Annotated in this window: 18 protein-coding genes and 1 pseudogene; 13 read left to right on the forward strand and 6 right to left on the reverse strand. The window is 69.4% G+C overall.

Annotated features, from left to right (window positions below; translation table 11 throughout):
- Positions 1 to 108: 108 nt before the first annotated feature.
- Positions 109 to 879, forward strand: coding sequence for a hypothetical protein (locus tag KB201_RS04215; RefSeq protein WP_058252679.1), 771 nt, complete (start codon positions 109 to 111; stop codon positions 877 to 879).
- A gap of 29 nt (positions 880 to 908) precedes the next feature.
- On the opposite strand, the gene disA is transcribed toward KB201_RS04215, so the two are convergent.
- Complete coding sequence (gene disA / locus KB201_RS04220; protein WP_055475230.1) at positions 909 to 1994, reverse strand: DNA integrity scanning diadenylate cyclase DisA; 1086 nt, start codon at positions 1992 to 1994, stop codon at positions 909 to 911.
- A 106-nt stretch (positions 1995 to 2100) separates the two neighbouring features.
- On the opposite strand from disA, the gene KB201_RS04225 reads away from it, so the two are divergent.
- The gene (locus KB201_RS04225) at positions 2101 to 2649 is read left to right on the forward strand and encodes a PaaI family thioesterase (protein WP_055475229.1); all 549 of its coding nucleotides are present in this window, start codon (positions 2101 to 2103) and stop codon (positions 2647 to 2649) included.
- Between the two features lie 22 nt (positions 2650 to 2671).
- Here KB201_RS04225 and radA read toward each other — a convergent pair whose 3' ends face one another.
- Positions 2672 to 4051: a DNA repair protein RadA gene (gene radA, locus KB201_RS04230; protein WP_055475228.1), complete on the reverse strand. Its 1380-nt coding sequence runs from the start codon at positions 4049 to 4051 to the stop codon at positions 2672 to 2674.
- A gap of 86 nt (positions 4052 to 4137) precedes the next feature.
- Positions 4138 to 4821, reverse strand: a pseudogene (locus KB201_RS04235) (hypothetical protein).
- Between the two features lie 446 nt (positions 4822 to 5267).
- Here KB201_RS04235 and KB201_RS04240 point away from each other — a divergent pair.
- The 5 genes from KB201_RS04240 (at position 5268) to rlmB (ending at position 9509) form a co-directional block, all read left to right on the forward strand.
- On the forward strand, positions 5268 to 5756 hold the full coding sequence (locus KB201_RS04240) for a CarD family transcriptional regulator (protein ID WP_004020903.1): 489 nt from the start codon (positions 5268 to 5270) through the stop codon (positions 5754 to 5756).
- Between the two features lie 30 nt (positions 5757 to 5786).
- The gene (ispD, locus tag KB201_RS04245) at positions 5787 to 6479 is read left to right on the forward strand and encodes a 2-C-methyl-D-erythritol 4-phosphate cytidylyltransferase (protein ID WP_055475226.1); all 693 of its coding nucleotides are present in this window, start codon (positions 5787 to 5789) and stop codon (positions 6477 to 6479) included.
- Positions 6476 to 6973, forward strand: a complete 498-nt coding sequence (gene ispF / locus KB201_RS04250; RefSeq protein ID WP_078112992.1) for a 2-C-methyl-D-erythritol 2,4-cyclodiphosphate synthase — start codon at positions 6476 to 6478, stop codon at positions 6971 to 6973. The genes ispD and ispF overlap by 4 nt, the downstream gene beginning before the upstream one ends.
- A gap of 194 nt (positions 6974 to 7167) precedes the next feature.
- Positions 7168 to 8559, forward strand: a complete 1392-nt coding sequence (gene cysS, locus KB201_RS04255; protein WP_078112993.1) for a cysteine--tRNA ligase — start codon at positions 7168 to 7170, stop codon at positions 8557 to 8559.
- On the forward strand, positions 8559 to 9509 hold the full coding sequence (gene rlmB / locus KB201_RS04260) for a 23S rRNA (guanosine(2251)-2'-O)-methyltransferase RlmB (protein WP_055475218.1): 951 nt from the start codon (positions 8559 to 8561) through the stop codon (positions 9507 to 9509). The genes cysS and rlmB overlap by 1 nt, the downstream gene beginning before the upstream one ends.
- Positions 9510 to 9525: 16 nt before the next feature.
- Here the strand turns inward: rlmB and KB201_RS04265 are convergent, their stop codons facing one another.
- Entirely contained in the window at positions 9526 to 10284 is a 759-nt protein-coding gene (locus tag KB201_RS04265; protein ID WP_055475217.1) for a LamB/YcsF family protein, read from the reverse strand.
- A 98-nt stretch (positions 10285 to 10382) separates the two neighbouring features.
- Here KB201_RS04265 and KB201_RS04270 point away from each other — a divergent pair, with 98 nt between their 5' ends.
- Positions 10383 to 11930, forward strand: a complete 1548-nt coding sequence (locus KB201_RS04270; protein ID WP_211538461.1) for a carboxylesterase/lipase family protein — start codon at positions 10383 to 10385, stop codon at positions 11928 to 11930.
- A 446-nt stretch (positions 11931 to 12376) separates the two neighbouring features.
- Here the strand turns inward: KB201_RS04270 and KB201_RS04275 are convergent, their stop codons facing one another.
- Positions 12377 to 13180 (reverse strand): alpha/beta fold hydrolase, encoded by an 804-nt coding sequence (locus KB201_RS04275; protein ID WP_211538462.1) that lies wholly within the window; start codon positions 13178 to 13180, stop codon positions 12377 to 12379.
- Positions 13181 to 13400: 220 nt separating this feature from the next.
- Between KB201_RS04275 and KB201_RS04280 the strand changes: the two genes are divergently transcribed.
- From KB201_RS04280 to KB201_RS04295, 4 genes are read left to right on the forward strand one after another with little or no spacing between them, the layout of a single operon-like run.
- Entirely contained in the window at positions 13401 to 15362 is a 1962-nt protein-coding gene (locus KB201_RS04280) for an LPXTG cell wall anchor domain-containing protein (RefSeq protein WP_211538463.1), read from the forward strand.
- Between the two features lie 5 nt (positions 15363 to 15367).
- Positions 15368 to 16978 (forward strand): hypothetical protein, encoded by a 1611-nt coding sequence (locus KB201_RS04285; protein WP_259936030.1) that lies wholly within the window; start codon positions 15368 to 15370, stop codon positions 16976 to 16978.
- Entirely contained in the window at positions 16975 to 18534 is a 1560-nt protein-coding gene (locus tag KB201_RS04290; protein ID WP_137809740.1) for a glycosyltransferase, read from the forward strand. Before KB201_RS04285 ends, KB201_RS04290 begins: the two co-directional genes overlap by 4 nt.
- Positions 18531 to 20186, forward strand: a complete 1656-nt coding sequence (locus KB201_RS04295) for a glycosyltransferase family 39 protein (protein ID WP_137809739.1) — start codon at positions 18531 to 18533, stop codon at positions 20184 to 20186. The genes KB201_RS04290 and KB201_RS04295 overlap by 4 nt, the downstream gene beginning before the upstream one ends.
- A gap of 24 nt (positions 20187 to 20210) precedes the next feature.
- On the opposite strand, the gene KB201_RS04300 is transcribed toward KB201_RS04295, so the two are convergent.
- Positions 20211 to 21359, reverse strand: a complete 1149-nt coding sequence (locus KB201_RS04300) for a beta-mannosidase (RefSeq protein WP_137809738.1) — start codon at positions 21357 to 21359, stop codon at positions 20211 to 20213.
- A 13-nt stretch (positions 21360 to 21372) separates the two neighbouring features.
- On the opposite strand from KB201_RS04300, the gene KB201_RS04305 reads away from it, so the two are divergent.
- On the forward strand, positions 21373 to 21918 hold the full coding sequence (locus tag KB201_RS04305) for a DUF2599 domain-containing protein (RefSeq protein WP_211538464.1): 546 nt from the start codon (positions 21373 to 21375) through the stop codon (positions 21916 to 21918).
- Positions 21919 to 21963: the final 45 nt, after the last annotated feature.

Raw genomic sequence — 21963 nt, forward strand, 5'->3', positions numbered from 1 at the left:
GGACCTGAAGGCGAACTCTAGACTTTGCCTGCTCGGGACCGCTTTCCCGCTGCGACACGCCGCACGTGATGAACCAGAAGTCAAGACCCGGCCGTTAGCGTTGTGGTCGTGATCGAACCCCAGGGCCCGCTGCCACCCGAGATCTACTGGCGACGCCGCGTCGTCGCCGCGGGTGGTGCGCTGGTCGTGGTCGGTCTGGTCGTCGCACTGATCGTGTGGATGACGTCGGGAAGCGGGGATCCGCAGAACACCGCAGCCACCGCGAGCGTGTCGTCGAGTTCGTCGGCGTCGTCGACGACATCCGCGCCGCCCGCGTCGGAACCGCAGGCGGGTGGCGCCTCCGGTGAACCGGATGCGGGGGGCGGTGCCGGCGGCGGGGCGGGTGCTCCGGCGGGGCCGCCCGCGGGGTCCGCGACCCCGGTCGAATCAGCAAGTCCAGCAGGCGTTCCCGGAGCAGCCGGCGGGCCTGCCCTGTGCCCGGATCAGGCGATCTCGGTGGTCCTCTACACCGACAAGCCCACCTACACGATCGGACAGAACCCGGTGTTCACCATCGTGACCACCAACGCCGGACTGTCCGAGTGCACCCGCGACGTCGGCAAGGCCGTGCAGAACGTCATCGTCCGCACCCTGGACGGCACCCGGACGCTGTGGTCAGCGCGCGACTGCTCGCCGCTGAACACGGTCAACAACGTGGTGCTCAAGCCTGCGCAGCAGGTCAAGGACACGATCACCTGGTCGGGTACCACCAGCAGCCCCGGTTGCGAGCGCCCGCGGACCCAGGTGCCCGCCGGCTCCTACTCCGCCATCGGCAAGATCGGCGAACGCGAATCGTTCCCGATCACGTTCAACATGGTCGCCCCGGCCCAACAGCCCTGAGCGACGGTCACGTTCGCCGGGCCAGGCGATCAGTCGTAGCGCTCGATGCTGGTCTCGGCCAGGCGGGACAGTCCCTCACGGATGTGGCGGGCCCAGATGCTGCCGATACCCTCGACCGCCTGCAGATCGGCCGACGAGCTCGCGAGCAGCGCCTGTAGGGTCCCGAAGCTGCGCACGAGCCGGTCCACGTGGGCGAACTGCAGCCGCGAGATCCGGGCGAGCAGACGGTAACCGCGGGGACTCATCGCCGTGTCCTGGGCCTCGATCGTCGTCGGGTACCCGAAGGCCCCGGCGAGCAGGGTGAGGTCGAGAAGGTCTGCGTCGCTGAGGTTCTCGACGACCTCGAGCGCCTGGCGGACATCCTCGGCGGTCGCCGGCTCGGGGCTGGCGTAGTAGTCGCGGACGAGCAGTTCGCGCATGGTGTCGTTGTCGCTGATCAGCTCCTCGAGCTGCAGGCTGACCTGCCGGCCGTTCACACCGAGTTCGAGGACGTACTCCTCGATCTCGGCCGACACACGACGGACCATCTCCATGCGCTGGGCGGTCGACATCGCGTCGCGCAGCAGCACGTAGTCCTCGATCTCCGCGCGCGACAGCGCCGAGATCACCTCGTCGAGCCGGGCCTTGTACCGCTCGAGGGTGGCCAGCGCGACGTTGGCGCGGGACAGGATCGGGTCCGGGCTCTCGACGACCCGGCGGGCGCCGTCGACGTAGACGCTCACGATCGACATCGACGCGCTCACCGAGATCACCGGATGCCCGGTCTGGATGGCGGTCCGCTCCGCCGCGCGGTGACGGGTGCCCGACTCCTCGGTCGGGATGGAGGGATCGGGGACCAGCTGGACGTTGGCCCGCACGATGCGCTTGCCGTCGGTGGAGAGCACGACTGCGCCGTCCATCTTGGCGAGCTCGCGCAGTCGCGTCGGCGCGAACTCCACGTCGAGGTGGAAACCGCCGTCGCAGATCTTCTCGACGTCGGAGTCGTGCCCCAGCACGATGAGGGCGCCGGTGCCGCCTCGCAGGATGCGTTCGAGGCCGTCACGAAGCGGCGTGCCGGGCGCGACGCGCGCCACCGTGTCGCGCGTCAGCTCGGATCTGACCACCTCGGCAACCATGACTTCCCTCCAGTGACCCGTCCGTCCCCGCGGGGACGGCGCCCACCCGCGCCGGGCCGGATGCCAGCGACATCGGCCGTTCTGATGGTGACTAGGGTACCGGGGTGTGAAGAGCAGCAGTTTCGTGGTGCCCGACGACCTGGACGAGGTGGAACGCCACCCGAAGGCGGCCAAGCCGGGCGAACCCGTCCGCATGCACAACCCGACCTGCTACGGCTGCGGACCGGACTCCCCGCAGGGCCTGCATCTGGTGGTGCATGCGGGTGAGGGGTTCACCGTCGACGCGTCGATGGAGGTCGAGACCCGGATGGAGGGCGGCCCCGGCGTCATCCACGGCGGCATCCTGAGCACCGCGTTCGACGAGGTGATGGGCACGATCCCGCTCCTGATCGGGCCCTCCGGGGTGACGGTGCATCTCGAGGTGGATTACATCCGGCCCATCCCGGTGGGCTCGACGCTGCAGTTCACCGGCACCTTGCTGGGCCGACAGCGCCGCAAAATCTTCACCGAGGCGGTCGCCCACATCGGTAATCCGGACGAGCCGGTGGCCAGCGCACACGCGATCTTCGTGACGATCGATGTGCGGAAGCACTTCGCCGCCCATGTCGAGAAGAGCGCCCGGGCGGAGGAGTACAAACGCCGGATGTACCCCTAGGCGTAGCGGCCAGGGGGACGGGTCAGAAGGGCGCGTCCACCGGATCGGCGTCGCGGAGACCGACGGCGTCGCCGAGGTTCGCCACACGCAGGATCCGGATGCCCGTCGGCAGTTCCTCGTCGGTGGCCGCGGGGATGATCGCCTCCCGGAAGCCGAGTCGCTTCGCCTCGGCGAGTCGGCGCGCGACGGCCGAGACACGACGGACCTCACCGCCGAGCCCGACCTCGCCGACGACCACCGTCGACTGCGGGATCGGCTGGTTCTTCACCGTGGAGTACACAGCGAGCGCGATCGCGAGATCGGCGGCCGGCTCGGTCACGCGCATGCCGCCCACCGTGGATAGATACACCTCGCTCTTCGCGATCTGTTTCAGACCCCCGCGTGCCTGCAGGACCGCGAGCACCATCGAGACGCGGTTCATGTCCAGGCCGGAGACCGCCCGGCGCGGAATGTTCATCTCGGTGCCGTTCGCCAGCGCCTGGACCTCGCCCACCAGTGCGCGTTTGCCGTCCATGGTCACCAGGGTCGCGCTGCCGCTCACATCCGAATCACGTTGATGCAGAAAGATTCCGGAGGGATCCGGGACCTGATGGATGCCGTCGTCGCGCTGTTCGAAACACCCCACCTCGTCGGCCGCACCGAACCGGTTCTTGACACCGCGGACCATGCGTAGCGTCGAGTGCCGGTCACCCTCGAACGCGAGTACGACGTCGACGAGGTGCTCCAGCGACCGCGGCCCGGCGACCGCGCCCTCCTTGGTGACGTGGCCGACGAGGATGACCGCGACCCCGCGGTTCTTGGCGAGCGAGACCAGTGCGGTCGTGACCGCCCGGATCTGGGTCACGCCGCCGGTGACGCCGTCGGCCCCGGAGGCGACGAGGGTCTGTACCGAGTCGACGATCATGAGTGACGGCGCGACGGAGTCGACGTGGCCGAGGATCGTCGCGAGGTCGGTCTCGGCGGCCAGGTAGACGTTCGGGTGCACCGCGCCGGTGCGCTCGGCCCGCATGCGGACCTGCCCGGCAGATTCCTCGCCGGTGATGTAGAGCGCCGTGCGGTCCTGTGCCGCCCAGTGTTTGACGGCTTCGAGCAGCAGCGTCGACTTGCCGACGCCGGGCTCACCGGCCAGCAGGATGACCGAGCCCGGGACGACGCCGCGGCCCAGCACCCGGTCGAGCTCGCCGATGCCCGTGGGGATCGCGGCGGACGATTCGGCGTCGACCTCGGTGATGCGCAGAGCGGGGCTCGACGGTGCGACCGCCGCGGTCGAGCGCGCCGACGGTGCCGGCCCGGCCACCTCGCCGATGGTGCCCCATTCGCCGCACTCGGGGCAGCGGCCCACCCACTTGGGCACCTGATGGCCACACGCGGTGCAGCGGAAGGACGTCTTGGTTCTGGCCACCCGGTCAGCCTAGGTGGCGGGGCCGACAGAACGAGCGAGGCCCGGCGGGTGCCGGGCCTCGCTCGTGGAAGTGGTTCGACCGGTGGTCAGTGGCCGCCTTCGCCGTGACCCTCGCCGTCGGCGCCGTGTTCGCCGGTGCCGGCCCCGGAGCCCTCTTCGCCGTGGCCCTCGTCGCCGTGATGCTAGTTGTAGAAGGTCGGCTCGGCGTTACGTGCCACGTCCTGGCGCTCGAGCTCGGCGCCGCCGTCGACCGGGGCGTCGACGGTGGTCTGGCCGGCATCGACCCAGCGGCCGTCGGCCTCGCGCTTCTCGAACACGAACGTCAGCTCGGTCGTCAGACCCGCCGCGACCGTGTCACCGGTGTTGTCGAGCTCGACGCTGAGGCGCTTCTCGAACTCGGCGTTGGCGCCGACCGGGGTGCCGCCGCGCAGCGCCCCGTTGGGCGGGATGACGCGGTCATCGGCCTCAGCGCCCTCGATGAAGGTGACCTGCCCCTCCTCGGGGTTGATCCCCTTGAGGCGGTAGTAGACAAGCGGATCGGAGTTGGCGATGACGAACGCCAGCTCGAACGGTCCGCCGTCGCCGAAGACCGTCGATGCGTCGTTCTCGGGGTAGAGGATCTGCACGTCGCGGAGCTCGAGTTCGTCGTAGTTGACGTTCGCGCCGTTGATCGCGGGCAGCTGATTGGCGGTCTGCGAGATCTGACCCGCACCGCAGCCGGTGGTGCCGAGGGCGACGGCGATGCCGATCGCGGCAACCGCGGTCACCATGCGAGATGGCCGAACCGCCGACCGCCGCGCGGAAAGTGATAGCACTGACACCCGATCCTCCCAGGTCAAACGAAGCCGACATGCAGCGCGCGAAACCCTGCACTACGCAGCGTAGTGGGCGCGGTGCGGAAAAGTCCGGCCGGGTACCCGATTGGTCTGTCGCCGTCGCCGGCGCCACGGCCCCGCAGCGGTCGCCGGGTGGTCGTGCCCACGTCGTCCCAGGGGTCGGCGGGCGGTGCCGGGGAGCCCGGTCGACACCGTGGTGGGGCGTACCCCGCGCCAGGCCGACGGGGAGCTCCGGTGGGGTAGCGCACCCTCACCGCGCACCCCTCGCGACCTCGCAAGAGCCTGTCATGAAACCTGTTCACCGCGTTGACCTGCACCGTTGGGTGGGTGCCTCGGAACGCCCGTGCTAGACTGGCTTCACTCGAAAGGGGCAAGGAACATTGAATTTCAAAGTTGGCGACACCGTCGTTTACCCCCATCACGGTGCTGCCCGGGTCGAAGACATCGTGACCCGGACCATCAAGGGTGAGCAGATCGAATACCTTGTTCTCAAGGTTGCCGACGGTGACATGACCGTTCAGATTCCCTCGACGAAGCTCGAGTACGTGGGCGTTCGCGACGTCGTCGGGCAGGAAGGTCTCGATCAGGTCTTCCAGGTTCTGCGGGCCCCGCACACCGAGGAGCCGACCAACTGGGCGCGCCGGTTCAAGGCGAACCAGGAGAAGCTGATCTCGGGCGACATCATCAAGGTCGCCGAGATCGTCCGCGACCTCTGGCGTCGCGAACAGGATCGTGGGTTGTCGGCCGGTGAGAAGCGGATGCTGACCCGAGCCCGTCGCGTTCTGGTCGACGAGTTGTCACTCGCCCAGAACACCGACGACGAGAAGGCCACCAGCATGCTGGACGAGGTTCTCGCCGCCGCTTCCTGACCGCCGGTCGCACCTGGTTCAGGACTCTTCGTGACCCCTACGCCGGAGCTTTCCGGCGCAGAAGTCTGTGTCATCATCCCGGCCGCCGGGTCGGGAACCCGGCTCGGTGAGCCGGTGCCCAAGGCCTTCGTGGACGTGGGTGGACGGACGATCCTCGAGCGATGCGTCGACAACATCCCCGCCTCGCTGGGGGCGACCGTGGTCGTCGTGGTGCCCGCCGACCTCGTCGAGCGGGCATCGGCGTTGCTGACCGGCGTGCGCGTCGTCGCCGGTGGCGCTCACCGGTCGGATTCGGTGCGCGCCGGCATCGCCGCCGCCGGCCACGCCGGCATCCTGCTCGTGCACGACGCCGCGCGACCACTCACCCCCGCGCGGGTGTTCACCGACGTCGTCGCCGCGATCCGCGCCGGGCATCAGGCGGTCGTCCCCGCCGTTCCCGTCGTCGACACCCTCAAACAGGTCGAGCCCGGCCCGGCCGGTCTCGAACGCGTGACGCGGACCGTCGACCGCGAGGAGTTGCGCGCCGTACAGACCCCCCAGGGTTTCACCCGTGACGCCCTCCTCCGCGCGCACGCCGATGACGCCGGTATCGCGACCGACGACGCCGGCCTCGTCGAGACATGCGGAATCGATGTCCACCTCGTCCCCGGAGACCCGCTTGCCATGAAGATCACCACGCCCTGGGACCTGCGTATCGTGCGCGACATGGTCGGTGGGCGATGAGGGTCGGCATCGGTACCGATGCCCATCGCGTCGACGCGTCCGCCGAGTGCTGGATGGTCGGTCTGTATTTTCCCGACGAACCGGGGTGTGAAGGCCACTCCGACGGCGACGTCGGCGCCCACGCGCTGTGCGATGCGGTGCTGTCGGCGGCGGGTCTGGGTGACTTGGGTTCCGTGTTCGGCACCGGTCGCCCGGAGTGGGAGGGTGTCTCGGGAGTCCAGATGCTCTCGCACGTACGGACTCTCATCGAGGCCGACGGGCTCCGCGTGGTGAACGCGGCCGTACAGGTGGTGGGCAATCGGCCCAAGATCGGACCGCGCCGTGCGGAGGCGCAGCAGGTGCTGTCCGACGTGCTGGGCGGCCCGGTGTCGGTGTCGGCGACAACGACCGACGGCCTGGGCATGACCGGCCGCGGCGAGGGGATCGCCGCGGTGGCCACCGCGCTGCTGGACGCCGCGCTGTCGCAGGCCATGCCGCCGTACGATTCCGCTTAGTCCGCGACGTTCAGCACGAGCCCGTAGGGGCTGCGCTGCTCCAGGTGGCCCCGCCCGTGGGCCCTTGAGCACGCGCGGACGCACACCGTAGCGCCGAACGCCATGCGCCCGTGTCCGGTGGCCTTGCGTGAGGTGCGCGCACCTGCGGCTCGGGCCGTCGGTGGCCAGGTCAGGGTCCGGTAGGATTGCCGGTCGTGACCCTGCGCCTGTATGACACCGACTCCCGAGAGGTGCGCGACTTCGTGCCGCTGCACCCAGGCCAAGCGTCGGTGTACCTGTGCGGGGCGACGGTCCAGGGAGTTCCGCACATCGGGCACGTCCGCAGCGGCATCGCCTTCGACATCCTGCGGCGCTGGCTGACCCACCAGGGCCTCGACGTGCTGTTCGTGCGCAACGTGACCGACATCGACGACAAAATCCTGCGGAAGGCCGCGGACGCGGGACGGCCGTGGTGGGAATGGGCGGCCACCCACGAGCGTGCGTTCGACGACGCCTACCGCGCGCTGGGGGTCCTGCCGCCGTCGGCCGAGCCGCGGGCCACGGGGTTCGTCACCCAGATGATCGAATACATGGAGCGACTGATCGACCGCGGACACGCCTACGTCGCCGACGGCAACGTGTACTTCGACGTCCGGAGCCTGCCGGAGTACGGGTCGCTGTCCGGACACCGGCTCGACGACGTGCATCAGGGCGAGAGCGCGGGGACCGGCAAACGCGATCCCCGCGACTTCACCCTGTGGAAGGCGGCCAAGCCCGACGAGCCGTCCTGGCCGACGCCCTGGGGCCCCGGCCGTCCCGGCTGGCACCTCGAGTGCTCGGCGATGGCCACCTCGCTGCTCGGCGCTGAGTTCGACATCCACTGCGGCGGGATGGATCTCATCTTCCCGCACCACGAGAACGAGATCGCGCAGGCACACGGTGCGGGAGATGCGTTCGCGCGCTACTGGTTACACAACGGCTGGGTCACCATGGGTGGCGAGAAGATGAGCAAGTCGCTGGGCAACGTGGTGTCGATCCCCGCGATGCTGCAACGGGTCCGGGCGGTCGAGCTCCGCTACTACCTCGGCAGCGCGCACTACCGGTCGATGCTGGAGTACTCGTCTGGCGCGCTCACCGAGGCCGCCGCCGGCTATCGGCGCGTCGAGTCGTTCGTGGCCCGGGTCGGCGCGCGCGTGGGCGAGGTGGTCGTCGGGGATGTCGACCCCGAATTCGCCGCCGCGCTCGACGACGACCTCGGCGTCCCGGCCGCACTCGCGGTCGTGCACAACGTGGTTCGGCAGGGCAACACCGCGTTGGAGTCCGGTGACGGAGCCGCCGCGCTGGCGGCGGCATCCACGGTCCGCGCGATGATGGGGATTCTGGGCGTCGACCCGCTGGACGACCGGTGGGCGGGTGCCGCCGACGAGTCGGCCACCACCTCCGCACTCGACGTGCTGGTACAGGCGGAATTGCAGCGACGCGCCGACGCGCGCGTCGCCAAGGACTGGGCGACCGCGGACGCGGTGCGGGATCGGCTGGCGCAGGCCGGTATCGAGGTCACCGACACCCCCGACGGTGCGCAATGGGCATTGAAGGGTGAGGCGTGATGGCAGGGAACTCCAAGCGCAGAGGCGCGATTCGCAAGGACGGCACCAAGAAGGGGCAGACCGTCGGCTCGGGTGGTCAGCGTCGCCGCGGCCTCGAGGCCCGTGGCGCGACACCGAAAGCAGTTGACCGGCCGTATCATCCGGCTCACAAGCGAGCCAAGGCGGCGTCGAAGTCGGCGGCCGGTCGCAGCGGGGCGCGGGCCCGGGACGAAGGTCCCGAGTATGTCCTCGGCCGCAATCCGGTCGTGGAATGCCTGCGCGCCGGCGTGCCGGCCACCGCGCTGTACATCGCCACCAACTCCGAGCCCGACGAGCGGGTCGCCGAGGCGGTGAAGATCGCCGGCGACTCGGCGATCTCCATCCTCGAGGTCGGCAAACCCGAACTCGATCGCCTGTCCACCAACGGAATGCACCAGGGCATCGCGCTGCAGGTGCCGGAGTTCGAGTACACCCACCCGGACGACCTGATGGCGGAGGCCAAGGCCAGCGGCACCCCGCCGCTGCTCGTCGCCCTCGACAACATCACCGATCCGCGCAACCTGGGCGCGGTGATCCGCTCGGTCGCGGCCTTCGGCGGGCACGGCGTGGTCATCCCCGCACGACGCAGCGCGAGCGTGACGGCCGTCGCCTGGCGGACCAGCGCCGGTGCCGCGGCGCGCCTGCCGGTCGCCCGCGCGACCAATCTGACTCGCACATTGAAGGATTGGGCCGACGCCGGGGCGCAACTGGTCGGTCTCGACGCGGACGGTGACGTCACCCTCGACGACTACGACGGCAGCGGCCCCACCGTGATCGTGGTCGGTTCGGAGGGCAAGGGGCTCTCCCGCCTCGTCCGCGAGAGCTGCGACTCGATCCTGTCCATTCCGATGGCCGGCGACGTCGAGAGCCTCAACGCCTCGGTCGCCGCGGGTGTGGTCCTCGCCGAGTTCGCCCGCCAGCGACGCGGCTAGGCAGCATCCCTCCCGGTCAGGCCGGTGGCGCGCCGATGACGATCCCGGCGGCGGTGAGTGCGTCGCGCACGGCCTGCGCGTGTCCGACCGCGCCCGGGGTGTCGCCGTGGAGGCAGACCGATCCGGCGTCGACGTCGATCAGGGTTCCGTCGATCGCGCCGATCCGGCCCGTCGTGACGAGTTCGACCACCCGTCGCGCGATCTCGGCGCTGTCCGACAACACCGCGCCGTCGGTTCCGCGCGGCACGAGGGTGCCCTCCGGGGTGTAGGCGCGGTCGGCGAACGCCTCGGAGATGGTGTCGAGTCCCGCCCGTCGGGCGCGTGACAGCACCTCCGATCCCGGTAGCCCCATGACCGCCAATCCGGCGTCGACATCGCGGACCGCGGTGACCACGGCCTCGGCCTGCTGCTCGTGATGGACGATGGTGTTGTACAGCGCGCCATGCGGTTTGACGTAGGTGACGGCCCCGCCGACCGATCGGGCGAGGGCGTCGAGCGCGCCGATCTGGTACACCAGGTCGGCGACGAGGTCCGGAGTCGTCATCTCCATGAACCGGCGCCCGAAGCCGCTGCGATCGGGGTAGGACACCTGGGCGCCGATCCGGACCCCGGCGTCGACCGCGGCCCGGCAGGTGGCGAGCAACTGCGCGGGGGTGCCGGCGTGAAAGCCGCACGCCACGTTGGCGCTGGTGACGATCCCCAGCATCGCCGCGTCGTCGCCGATGCCTTCACCGAGGTCGGCGTTGAGGTCGATGCGTGCCGCGCCGGAACCCATGAGCGCATCGTAGTGGTGGCCGACCAGCGGGGACCGCCCGATCGGTGTGTGTGCGGCGGCGGGTAGACGAAGTCGTCGTTTCGTCTACGGTGGTGGGTATGGCATTACTCGACAGTAAGGTGACCATCCGTAACGGCGTGGTCGAGGGCGCCCGGGGGAAGCGGCTGCGCAAGGGGACCATCAGCTGGCGAGGCATCCCGTTCGCGGCACCGCCGGTGGCCCATCGCCGGTTCCGTGCACCGGAGCCCGCCCACGACTGGCCCGGCGTCCGCGACTGCACCAAGGTGGCCAAGGCGGCCATCCAGGAGAAGCGGTTCACGGCCATCGCACCGGGCAAGTTCGCGCCGATGGCCGAGGACTGCCTCACGCTGAACGTCTACTCGCCCGACGTCGCGTCGTCGGCACCGCGACCGGTGATGGTGTTCATCCACGGCGGTGCGTTCATCCTCGGTACGGCCGCCACCCCGCTCTACGACGGCGCCTTCCTCGCGCGTGCCCAGGACGTCGTCGTCGTCACCATCCAGTACCGGTTCGGTCCGTTCGGCTTCCTCGACCTCGGTCAGTTCGCCACCGAGGATCGTCCGTTCGACTCCAACGTCGGACTGCGTGACCAGATCGCGGCCCTGCAGTGGGTCCAGGACAACATCGAGGCGTTCGGCGGCGACGCGGAGAACGTCACGATCTTCGGCGAGAGCGCCGGCGGGTCGTCGGTGCTCTCGCTGCTGTCCGCCCCGTCGACGACCGGTCTCTATCACCAGGCCATCGCGCAGAGTCCCGCCCCGGAACTGATCGTCGAGCAGGACGCGGCGAAGATCTACGCGGACGAGTTCGTCCGGCTGTTGCGCGACCCGCAACGTCGGGCGACCTCTCTCGAACGGGACGAGCCGCCGGTCGACACGGTCCACGCCCAGCGTCTGCTCACCTCGCCCAACCCGGCGTTGCTGCTGGCGGCGGGGAACCGGCTGATGCGATTCGCCACCAAGACCGCCGGTGGTGCGATCCCGTTCGCGCCCGTCGTCGACGGCGATCTGCTGCCGCGGTCGCCGCTCGCCGCCGCCGCGGGTGGGCTCACGCAGCCGGTGCCGCTCGTGATCGGCAGCAACCGCGACGAGGGCAAGCTGTTCGCCAAACTCTGGAACGTCCTGCCCGACGCCGAACGCACCCTGATGCGCGTCGAGGACGAGGAGGTCCGGCGCGAGATCGCCTCGCACTACGAGGACGGGGACCGCGACCGCATCCGGCTGGCCGGCGACTCGATCTTCTGGGCACCGATGAGCGCCTTCGCCGACGGGCACAGCGCCGTCGCCCCGACCTACGTGTACCGCTACGACTACCAGACGAAGGTGCTCGAGGCCACGGGCTTCGGGGCCACGCACGCCACCGAGCTGTTCAGCGTGTTCGGTGCCTACCGGGCCCCGATGGGTGCCGGTCTCGCCCTTGCCGACTGGCCCGCCACCGGCCGGGTCACCAAGAACGTCCAGACCCGCTGGGGCGGGTTCGCCCGCACCGGCGACCCCGGTTTCGGCTGGCCCGCCTACACCACCGCCGACCGCAAGGTCCTCGTCCTCGACGACCCCGACCACGTCGAGGCCGACCCGGACACCCTGCGGCGCCAGGCGTGGTACCGGGTGCATTCGCCGGCCTAGGCGGCCGTCGTGCACAACGAGAGAACACCCCTCAGCATCCACATCTCTGCTCCCTGAGGTGCGAGCGAAGCGAGCCACGAAGGGCTTCGCAACGTGTCTCACCAGGCCCTTCGTGGCTCGTCGCTTACGCTCCTCACACCTCAGGGAGCAAAGGGGCAGTCGCTGACGCTCCTCGCACCTCAGTAACTGCGGCCTGGCGGCCGTCGTGGACCACGAAAGAACAGTGAGCGTCCACATCTATGCTCCCTGAGGTGCGAGCGCAGCGAGCCACGAAGGGCTCCGAGACGCGTCTCACCAGGCCCTTCGAGGCTCGTCGCTATCGCTCCTCACACCTCAAGGATCAAAGGGGCAATCGCTGACGCTCCTCACACCTCAGGGGGCAATGGGTATGTCGTTCTCTCGGATCAGGGAGCAGGGGCAGGTCGTGCTTTCGGTCGGGGAGCGGGTCAGCCGAACTCCCAGACCGACGGGGGGTCGGCGGCCAGGAACGACAGGACGAGCGGGTTGAACAGCTCGGGCGATTCGACGGGCAGGATGTGGGTGCCCGGGATCACGGCCAGCCGGGCCGCCGGCAGCGTCCGCGACAGCTCGAGCGCGTGCTCGAGGCGGACGAGCCCGCGATCGCCGACCACCACCAGCGTCGGTACCTCGACGTGGGTGAATTCGCTGACCTCGCATTCCAGTTCGGCGGCGAGCATCCGGACCGCCTTGTCGAAGACCGTCTCGAAATGCTCGGGCCCGTCCGGTGACGTGGTGTCGTAGTAGATGCGCAGGTAGTCCATCGTCACCGGGTCGCGGCGAGACACCCGGGAGATGAACTCGTCGGCCATCCGGCCGGCACGGTTCAGGTATCCGCCGACGAACACCAGCCGATGGACGAGGTCCGGGCGGTCCCGGGCGACGAGCAGGGCGACGGTGCCGCCGTCGGCCCATCCCACCAGATTGGCCGGCCGGCGCACGACGGTCTCGAGATAGACGATCGTGCGTGCCACGATCCGGTCGAGGTGGAACTCGCCGGGGAGGTCGGGACTGTGACCGTGACCGGGCCGTTCGGGTACGAACACCTGCTGACCGGCGTCGAGGAAGGCGGGGATCTGCGTTCCCCACGTCGACGCCGACGCGAACAGCCCGTGGAGCAGGACCATCGGCGGGCCGTATGACTCGCCGGCGGTGAAGTGCCAGATCGTCGCGTCGGCGATGTCCACGTAGACGCCGCCGTCGACGCGTTCGCCGGCGTGAACCTGTCGCATCGCGCTCCCTCGAATCTCGCCGGACGTGTCGACCTGCAGGACATGGTCGCAGAGTCGGGTGCCGGTTCGGGGCATCGTTGGCGAATCGAGATGGCACGGATGACTCGCACCGGGCGGCCCACCGGTCCGATCGCGTGAAAATATGTGCCGAGCCGTGTCGTGGGATAGGTTCTCTTCGGGGCGCTAAGGGTCGGGACGGGGGTCACTCGAAGGGTGGCGAATGCACGTGTCCTGGAAAACCCGCGGCGAGTCGCGTTGTCGACGTAGCCGTGGGCCGGCGTTGTTGCTGGTGGGCCTGCTGTTGGCCGGCATCGCCTCGATCGGGGCGCCGTCGACACCGGCCGCGCAGGCGGCGCCGGGGGATCCGCCTGCGCCGCTGAACCTTCGCGATCTCGGTTCGTCGCCGACCATCGCGTTCCCGGGACAGCAGGGCGAGGTGAGTCTGTCCCTCGCGGTACCGCCGGATCTCGCCCCCACCGAATTGCGCGGCGTCACGCAGTATCCCGCTTTCGTCACCGGCGGCAACATCGACGTCCTGCAGGAAGGCCGGCTGATCTCGCGGACGCCGATCAATCCGGCTGTGAATTCGCCGATCTCGCTGTCGCTACGCGGCGTGCGGGTCGAACGCAACGCCGCCGACATCGTCCTGCGGACCTATCTGCGCACGGCCGGATCGTGTCTGTTCGACCCCGATTCGGGGTTGCGCATCCAGAACGCGACCGTCACATACGGTGGCCGGGAAGCCGCGCCGAACAGCGTCGCCGAGTTCCTGCCGCCGGTCCTGCGCAAGCTGACCATCTTCGTCCCCGACGACGTGCGGCCCGCCGAGGGCGCTGCGGCCGTGTCTCTCGCGACCGCCGTGATCGCGAATTACGGTGCGGCGACAGTGGAGATCGAGACGGACTCGCTGCCGCGCGGCGATGCCGCACCTGACGAGGAGATCGAACCGCTCGAGCGGCAGATCGTCATCAACTCGGCCCTGCCCGACGGACTCAGCCTGGGGCCGGGTGCAGGCTGGCCGGTGTTGCGGATCGGCGGCAGCGAGGACGACCTGGAGACCCAGGTCGAGTTCCTCACCTCTGATCTCTCGTCGATCGCCGTCAGCTCCGCGGCCGTGGCCGGACCGCCTTTTGCCGCACCGCAACTCGCGCCGGAGGTCACCACGCTCGCCGAACTGGGCGTGGGGGACCAGCGCGTCTCGGCGACCGGCTGGCCGACCATCTCGTTCGGGGTCGACCAGACGCGCCTGGGACGGCCGTCTCAGAACGTGCGAATGCAGCTGAAGGGCACCTACACCCCGATGGGCGGCCAGATCGCGGTGTCCGTCGGGGACCGGGTCATCGCCTCCTGGCCCGCCGACTCCTCCGGCAGCTACAACTCCTGGGTCGACATCCCCGCCGATCTGCTGACGCGTTTCACCGAGGTCACCGTCACCTACAACCACGGCGACGTCGGCGAGCAGTGTGGCGCGGGAGTGCGCAGTTCGCTGAGCCTGGACTCCTCCGGTGAGGTGCGATCCGAGGTCGCCGACCCACCGACACCATCCGGGTTCGCATCGTTGCCGCAGGCGTTGATGCCGCGGAACTCGTTGGCCTGGACCCGCGGTGACGTCGCCGACGTCGCCCGCGCGGTGGCGCTGATGTCGGGCCTGCAGCGACTGTCGGCGGTGCGTCTCGGAGTCGACGTCGTACCGCTCGACGACGCCATGTCGGCCTCGGCCCCCGCGGTCGTCATCGCCGCGGACGGCCAGGGATTGCCCGAGCTGTCGCTGCCGGTGACCGCCGACGGCGGCACGGTCTCGGTGCTCAATCCCGACGGCCGCCGCGCCGAGGTGCTGCTGTCGCCGACCGTGCGTTTCGGTTCGCTGCAGGTGGCCCGTGATGCCGGCCGGTCGGTGCTGGTCGCGACCTCGACGAACGACGCCGCTGATCTCGACGCCCTGCTCGACTGGCTGGCCGCCGATCCCGATCGCTGGCCGTCGCTGAACGGCGACGCCTTGTTGCAGGTGTCCGGCCAGGAGCCGGTGCTCGTGGTCGATGACGACGCGCAACAGCCGGAGTCGTCGACCGGCGACACGTCCTGGGTGGCGTTCGCGGTCGTCGGGGTCGGCAGCGTGGTGGTTGCGGCCGTCGCGGCGACCCTCATCCTGCGCCGTCGACGGCAACGGACCGCCGAGAGCTGACCGGCGTGCCCGAGGCTCCCGCGACGACCACGGCCCAGAACCCGGAACCGTCGACCCCGGATCCGGGGTCGGCCGGCACGACGAGTGCGGTCACCACACTCGTCGGGATCGTCACGCGCCGCAAACCCGAGACGCCGCACCCCGCATTCGTCGATCACCCGGAGTGGCTGGTGGCGGCCAGATGGTTGTTCCTGATCGGGTGCACGGCCCTGGGGTTCTGGAACACCATCGTCGCGATCGTCGACGAGTTGATGGCGCAGACGCTCATCCTCTACGTCCCGGTGCTGGTCGTCCTCGCGCTGATCGCCGTCATCGGGGTGTCGTGGCGCACCGTCGACGAACTGCCGATCTACGACCGGCAGACCGACGTCATCGTCGGCATCGTGGCGCTGATCCTCGCGCTGGCGATGAAGTATCTGGTCAACCCGCGCTATGCGCGCGCGTACCTCACCACCCACATGGATCTGCTCGCCCTGTGGTTGTTCGTCTTCGGCGCCGCGGTTCTGCTCTTCGGGCTGCGTCCGGTCGCCCGCTACCGGTGGGTGTGGCTGCTGTTGGTGCTCATCTTCCCGCCGCCGGTCCGCGCCGTCGTGCTGATCATGGGTGGGACGTCGCTCGCCGCCGGTTTCGTGGTGGTGCTGATGGCCGTCGCCGCGACCGCGATCGCGGTGGGTCGGACCTGGCGCCGAAAATTGGTCGCGGCGCTGCTGGCCGGTGCGGTGGGCCTGGTCGCGCTGTTCGTGCTCGACGCGCTCGGCGCGCCCCGGAACATCGTCGTGCCCTATCCGGGCCTGATCGCGGCCCTCGCGACGTCGGCCTACATGCTGGTCGACTATCGGCGGCGCGGCGGCCGGCAGTGGTCGCCGCCCGAGGCCGGCCAGATCAGTCCGCCGAAAGTCCCGTTCGTGGGCCGGCCGGGTCTGGTGGTGCTGCTCGTGGCGGTCCTGCTGGCGCTGTGCCCCACCCCGCCGGTGGGTAGCAACTACCAGAGCAATCGCTATCCGCAGCTCGGTATCGGTGAGCCGCTCGTGGTCCCGGTCGGCTGGCGGCAGGAGTCCCTGGGTGTCTACGGGTGGGTGTCACGCCTCTACGGGCCGGGGTCCGTGCTGATCCGCCAGGTCCTGGTGCAGACCCGCGGCAACCGCGCCTACGACAAGTTCGCGCGTCCCCGGCGGGTGGTCGTCGACAGCGTCGACAGCAGGCGGCCACTCGTCCTCGACGTCTACCCGGACATCTTCCGCTACGACCTGTCCAGCGAACGCACGAGCCTTCCGATCGAGGTGAACCTGTCGAACGGGGTCCGGGGTCGGGTGTGGAGTGTCGTCGACGACGAGCGCTACCTGACCTACACGGTGCTGTCCTGGCGGTGGAACAACGGCAACCGCACCCAGCAGGTCATGCTGTGGGCGGTCGACAACCACGAGCCCGAGGCCTACTTCCCGGAGCCGCGCATCACGATCCTCGCGAACATGAACTCGCTGATGACGATCCTCCTGCGGGGCAACTCGGTCCTGCTGGACACCGACCCGCAACTCAAGGACGAGGCCCTGCTCATCGGCTTGGCCGGGGAGCTCATCCGGGCCCAGCTCGGGGCCGCTCGGGGGGCCGGTGCATGAGCATCGACGAGGCCGGCCCCGGGCACGCCGCAGCCGCCGACAAGCCGGGGGTCGCGCGCAGCACGAGACCGACGCGTCCGGTGGCCGAACTGCTCGCCGACCCGGACTACCGGGCGCAGGCCCTCGAAGACGCCGTCAACCGTCTCCGCAACGCCGACGAGGACATGTCGGCCTCGGTGGCCTTCAGCCGGATTCAGAAGATCATCGGGTTCACGCTGCTCGGCATCATCGCCGTCGCGATGGTGATCGAACCGGTCGGGACCTGCGCCACCCTGGTCTCGATCGCCACGATCGGATACGTGGTGACCCTCGCCGACCGCCTGGTGATCTTCCGGCGGGGACTGGTCAACGGTGCCATCCGCGTCTCCGACGAGGACGCCCGGTCCATCCCCGACGACGAGTTGCCCGCCTACACCGTGTTCGTCCCGGCCTACGGCGAGCCGGAGGTGGTGGGTCAACTGGTGGCCGCGATGGAGACGATCGAGTACCCACGGGACAAGCTCCAGGTCCTGCTGCTGCTGGAAGAGGACGACGAGCCGACGATCGAGGCGGCGCGCGGGGTGGAGGAGAACGGGATCGTCACGGTCGTCCTGACACCCCCGGCGCAGCCGCGGACCAAACCGAAGGCCTGCAACTACGGCATGCACTTCGCCACCGGCGACATCGTCACCATCTTCGACGCCGAGGACAAACCCGACCCGCTGCAGCTGCGTCGGGCGGTGTACGTGCTGAACAACTCCGGCGACGACTCGGTGGTCTGCGTGCAGGGCAAGCTCAGCTTCCACAACGTGCGCGACAACATGCTGACCGAGTGGTTCACGGCCGACTACGGCATCTGGTTCGGCTTCCTGCTGCCGGGCATGATGGTCAGTCGCGCGCCGATCCCGTTGGGCGGCACGTCGAATCACTTCCGGCGCGATGTCCTCGACACGATCGGCGCCTGGGACCCCTACAACGTGACCGAGGACGCCGACCTCGGGGTCCGCATCGCCGACCACGGATACCGCACCCTGGTGCTCGACTCGGTCACGATGGAAGAGGCCAATGTCGATGCCATCAACTGGGTCCGCCAGCGTTCCCGTTGGTACAAGGGCTACATGCAGACGTGGCTCGTCCACATGCGGCACCCGGTCAAGCTCTGGCACATCCTCGGGCCCGTCGCGTTCGTGCGCTTCACGCTGCTGATCGCCGGGACCCCGGTGATCGCCTGCCTGAACATGGTGTTCTGGCTGATCCTGGCGCTGTGGATCGGCGGGCAGCCACCGGTCGTCGCCGAGCTGTTCCCCGGACCCATCTACTACCTGTCGCTGATCTCGCTGCTGCTGGGCAACGGGGCAGCGCTGTACATGAACCTCGTCGCGATCCGCGAGGACGATCGCAGCGAACTGCTCGGTTTGGCCCTTCTCATCCCGCTGTACTGGCTGATGATGAGTGTCGCCGCCATCAAGGGCATGTGGCAGATCCTGGTCAATCCGTCGTACTGGGAGAAGACCTTTCACGGTCTGTCGACGAGCAGTTCGCCGGACACCGATCCCGACGGGCAGGAGCCGACGTGACCCGCCGTGTCCCGGCCTCGGTGCTGATCTTCCTCGCGACGTGGATCCCGTACCTCGTCATCGGGGTCTACCTCGTCAGCGAGGTGCAGCTGTTCTTCGGCGACGCGCTGTCGAGGGTGCAGTCGGCACAGAGCGTGCTGTTCAGTCGGACACCGCATCTCGCGGCGATCGGATTCATCTTCACCCCGCTGACCGCCATCGTCCAGCTGCCGCTGACCGCGCTCACCCCGTGGATCCCGGAGATGACGACGCAGGCGCTCTCGGCGGTGATCATGTCGTCGGCGTTCATGGCCGGATCGGTGGTGCAGGCGTCGGGGATCGCGCGCGACCAGGGCCTGCGTCCGCTCGTGGCAGGCACTTTCACGATCTTCTACGCGATCAATCCGATGATCGTCCTCTATGCCGCGAACGGGATGAGCGAGGCGCCGTACCTCTTCTTCTTGGCCTGGGCCACCCGTCGTCTGATCCGGTGGGTCTCCTCAGACGACGTCCACGAGCTCGTGGTGGCCGGGATCGCGCTCGGCCTGTCCTATCTCACCCGCTACGACGGCGGTGCCGCCGCATTGGCCGCGGCCTTCGTGGTCGGCTGGGTGACCTACACACGTCGCGACCGCCGAAAACGGGTGTCGCGCACGCTCCTCGACGTCACCCTGGTGGTGGCGCCCAGCGCACTGGCCTTCCTCGCCTGGGCGGCGGCGGGCTGGCTCATCACGGGTGACGCGTTCGCGCAGTTCACCTCTGAGTACGGCAACGCCGCGATCATCGCGCAGTCCGGCGGTAGCGGGTCGTCGACGACCGGGGATGCGATCGGGTTCTCCCTCACCGAGATCTTCATCCTCGCGCCACTGCTTCCGATACTCATTCTCGGAGTCATCGGGGTCCGTGCCCGACGTCATCGGCTTGCGGCGATGTTGCCCGCACTGCTGATCGTGGCCGTGCTGGCGTTTCAGGTCTTCGGTTACTCACGCGGTTCCACGTTCGGCTTTCTTCGGTTCTACATGACCGTGGTCCTGCTCGCCGCGGTCATCGCCCTGTTGTCTGTGCCCCTACGGCAGCAGGTTCCGATGCGTCGCGAGGGCAGGCATTCGGACATTCTGCCGCCCCGCCCCTATGCCTCGCGTTGGAGTAACAAGATCGCCGCGACGATCGTGATCGTCGTGGTCGCCACCGCGATCCCGGTCACCGCCGCCGGGATGACGTCACCCAAGTACGCGCCCCAGGAGTTCGCGCTCGGATCGGTGGTCGATCCGCGCCCGGACTCGGTGGACCAGAAGTACCTCGGCGAGCAGCGCATCGTGCGGTCGTTCTCCACCGAGCGGGCGCTGGCGCAGTATCTCGACGGTCTGGACCTGCCCGACGGCGCGGTGTTGTGCGACACCGTGTACGGCTTCGCGGTGGTGGTCCAGTCCGAGCGGCCGCGCCAGTTCGTCATCCCGTCGGATCGCGACTTCGCGCAGCTGCTCAACGACCCGGTCGGCGGCGGTGTGCGCTACTTCCTCACCGTCCCACCGGAAGGTCGGGGACTCTCCGACGCGGTCAACCAGCGGTATCCGACCATCTACGAGAACGGCGCCCAGATCGGGGTTCTCGTCCTCGAGGCGCGCAACCAGGGCGCGGATCTGCCGGACTGGCGGCTGTATCAGCTGGTGTGAGCCCGAGCGGGCCGTCGCACGCGATCAGGAGGCGTTCTCGCGCACCACATTCCAGGCCGGGTCATGCAACCCGATGTCGTACGAGCACTGCGCGCCGCGCGGGTCCGGCACGAAGGACCACAGCAGCGCGCCGGCGACCCCGGCGTCGCGGTGGCGCGCGATGATGGTCTCGAACTGTTCGGCCCGGTTCGCGATCGAGACACATGAGCCGGCGTGTATCCCGATCTCGTTGACCACGAGCGGTTTTCCGAGCTCGCGAGCCTGCGCCAGTCGTGCGCGCAGATTGCTGCCCGCGGGCCCCGATTCGGGATCGACATCGGAGCGGTAGTCGTGGAAGTCGAGCACGTCCACGCCGGCCGAGCCCAGGACCTCGGCATAACCCGCGCCCGCGAGGCCGCACTGGTCGCCGCCGACCACTCCCGAGAAGATCGGACGGTCGGCGTCGTAGGCCCGGAGGTGGGCGCCGGCGCGGTCGAAGAACGCGCGCAACACGGCCGTGGCATCGTCGGGACACGTTCGCGCCTCCCAGTTGCACGAGGCCGGACCGCATTCGCTCGCCTCGGGCTCCCCGACGAGTTCCCAGCCGGCGATCGACGGCTCGTCGTGCCAGCGGGTCACCGCGATCTCGACCCACTCCGCGTACGTCAGCCCGCCGACGATCTCCTGGCTCTGCCAACCGTCGACGTAGAAGTCGCGTTCCTTGAACCGCTCGTCCTCACAGTCGCCCGAGCCTCCGGTGAGGACCGGCAGGACCATCTGGTGATGCCGGGCCGCGGCCTGGAAGACCCGGTCGATCGGCCCGAAATCGATGAGCCCGCTGCGCTTGTCGACGGCGAAGACCGAGTACAGGTTGAATCGGGTCAGCGCGCGGGGCGGGAGTCTGTCGAAGTACCCGTCGGCGTCGACCTGGGCGCCGCAGCCGCGGTTGACCGACCAGTCGGTGCTGAGCTGATACGCATTGAAACCCGCGGGCCACCAGGGTTTTCCGTCGAGTACCAGGCCGGTGGGAGTGGTCGAGGCCCGATGCGACTGGGTGATCTGGGGAGGTCCCGGATCGGGGGTGCGCGCACACCCCGCGAGGCACAGCACGACGACGGCGATCGCGGTGACGAACAACCCGACCGCCCGCTTGTGCGTGCGCCGGCGGACCACAAGGTGCAGGCTACCCGTCACCTAGGGTGTCGGTATGTCGACGGGGTTGCGCAGGGCGGGTGCGGGAGTGGCCGACGGAGGGCGGCGGCGGTGGCGCGCCGCGGCCGGTGCGCTGGCCGTCGCCGCGGTCCTGTCCGCGTGCGGGACAGACGCGGTCGACCCCGGAGCACCGGGTCCGAGCACGACCGCCTCGAGCACGACGAGCCCGTCGCCCACCCCGTATTCATCGGGCCCGTACTCGCCCACCGAGAGCGCGCCGACGATCGCCTACCGCCCGCCGTACATCGAGCGGACCGAGTGGACCGACACCGCGGTCGGTCCGAGCCTCTCGGTGTTCCCCACGAATTCCGGGCGCTACACCACCGACCCCGGCGCGATGGCGGCCGCGTGGGCGGAGGTCGTCGCTCTCGACCCCACCGCCGACACCCCCGGGATGCAGGCCCAATTCGATTGCCACTGGCGGTTCGTCCGCATCGTCGAACCCGAGAAGCCCAGCTGGAACCTCGAACCCGGCCGGCCGGTCGTCGCCGAGGAGGACATGGTCGGCGCCGGCTGCAACCCCGGCTTCGCCGAGGAATGAAAGGTACTGCGGTGCGAGCGAGGCGGCCCAGCAGTGCTTGTGTTC

It is taken from the genome of Gordonia sp. SCSIO 19800, assembly GCF_018132775.1.
Lineage (GTDB): Bacteria > Actinomycetota > Actinomycetes > Mycobacteriales > Mycobacteriaceae > Gordonia > Gordonia hongkongensis.

Bases quoted from the DNA above. Each gene is read 5' to 3' on its own strand.
- ispF (WP_078112992.1), top strand. From the start codon at position 6,476: ATGAGGGTCGGCATCGGTACCGATGCCCATCGCGTCGACGCGTCCGCC.
- KB201_RS04275 (WP_211538462.1), bottom strand. From the start codon at position 13,180: ATGCGACAGGTTCACGCCGGCGAACGCGTCGACGGCGGCGTCTACGTG.
- KB201_RS04270 (WP_211538461.1), top strand. From the start codon at position 10,383: ATGGCATTACTCGACAGTAAGGTGACCATCCGTAACGGCGTGGTCGAG.
- KB201_RS04280 (WP_211538463.1), top strand. From the start codon at position 13,401: ATGCACGTGTCCTGGAAAACCCGCGGCGAGTCGCGTTGTCGACGTAGC.
- rlmB (WP_055475218.1), top strand. From the start codon at position 8,559: ATGGCAGGGAACTCCAAGCGCAGAGGCGCGATTCGCAAGGACGGCACC.
- KB201_RS04290 (WP_137809740.1), top strand. From the start codon at position 16,975: ATGAGCATCGACGAGGCCGGCCCCGGGCACGCCGCAGCCGCCGACAAG.
- KB201_RS04305 (WP_211538464.1), top strand. From the start codon at position 21,373: ATGTCGACGGGGTTGCGCAGGGCGGGTGCGGGAGTGGCCGACGGAGGG.
- disA (WP_055475230.1), bottom strand. From the start codon at position 1,994: ATGGTTGCCGAGGTGGTCAGATCCGAGCTGACGCGCGACACGGTGGCG.
- KB201_RS04265 (WP_055475217.1), bottom strand. From the start codon at position 10,284: ATGGGTTCCGGCGCGGCACGCATCGACCTCAACGCCGACCTCGGTGAA.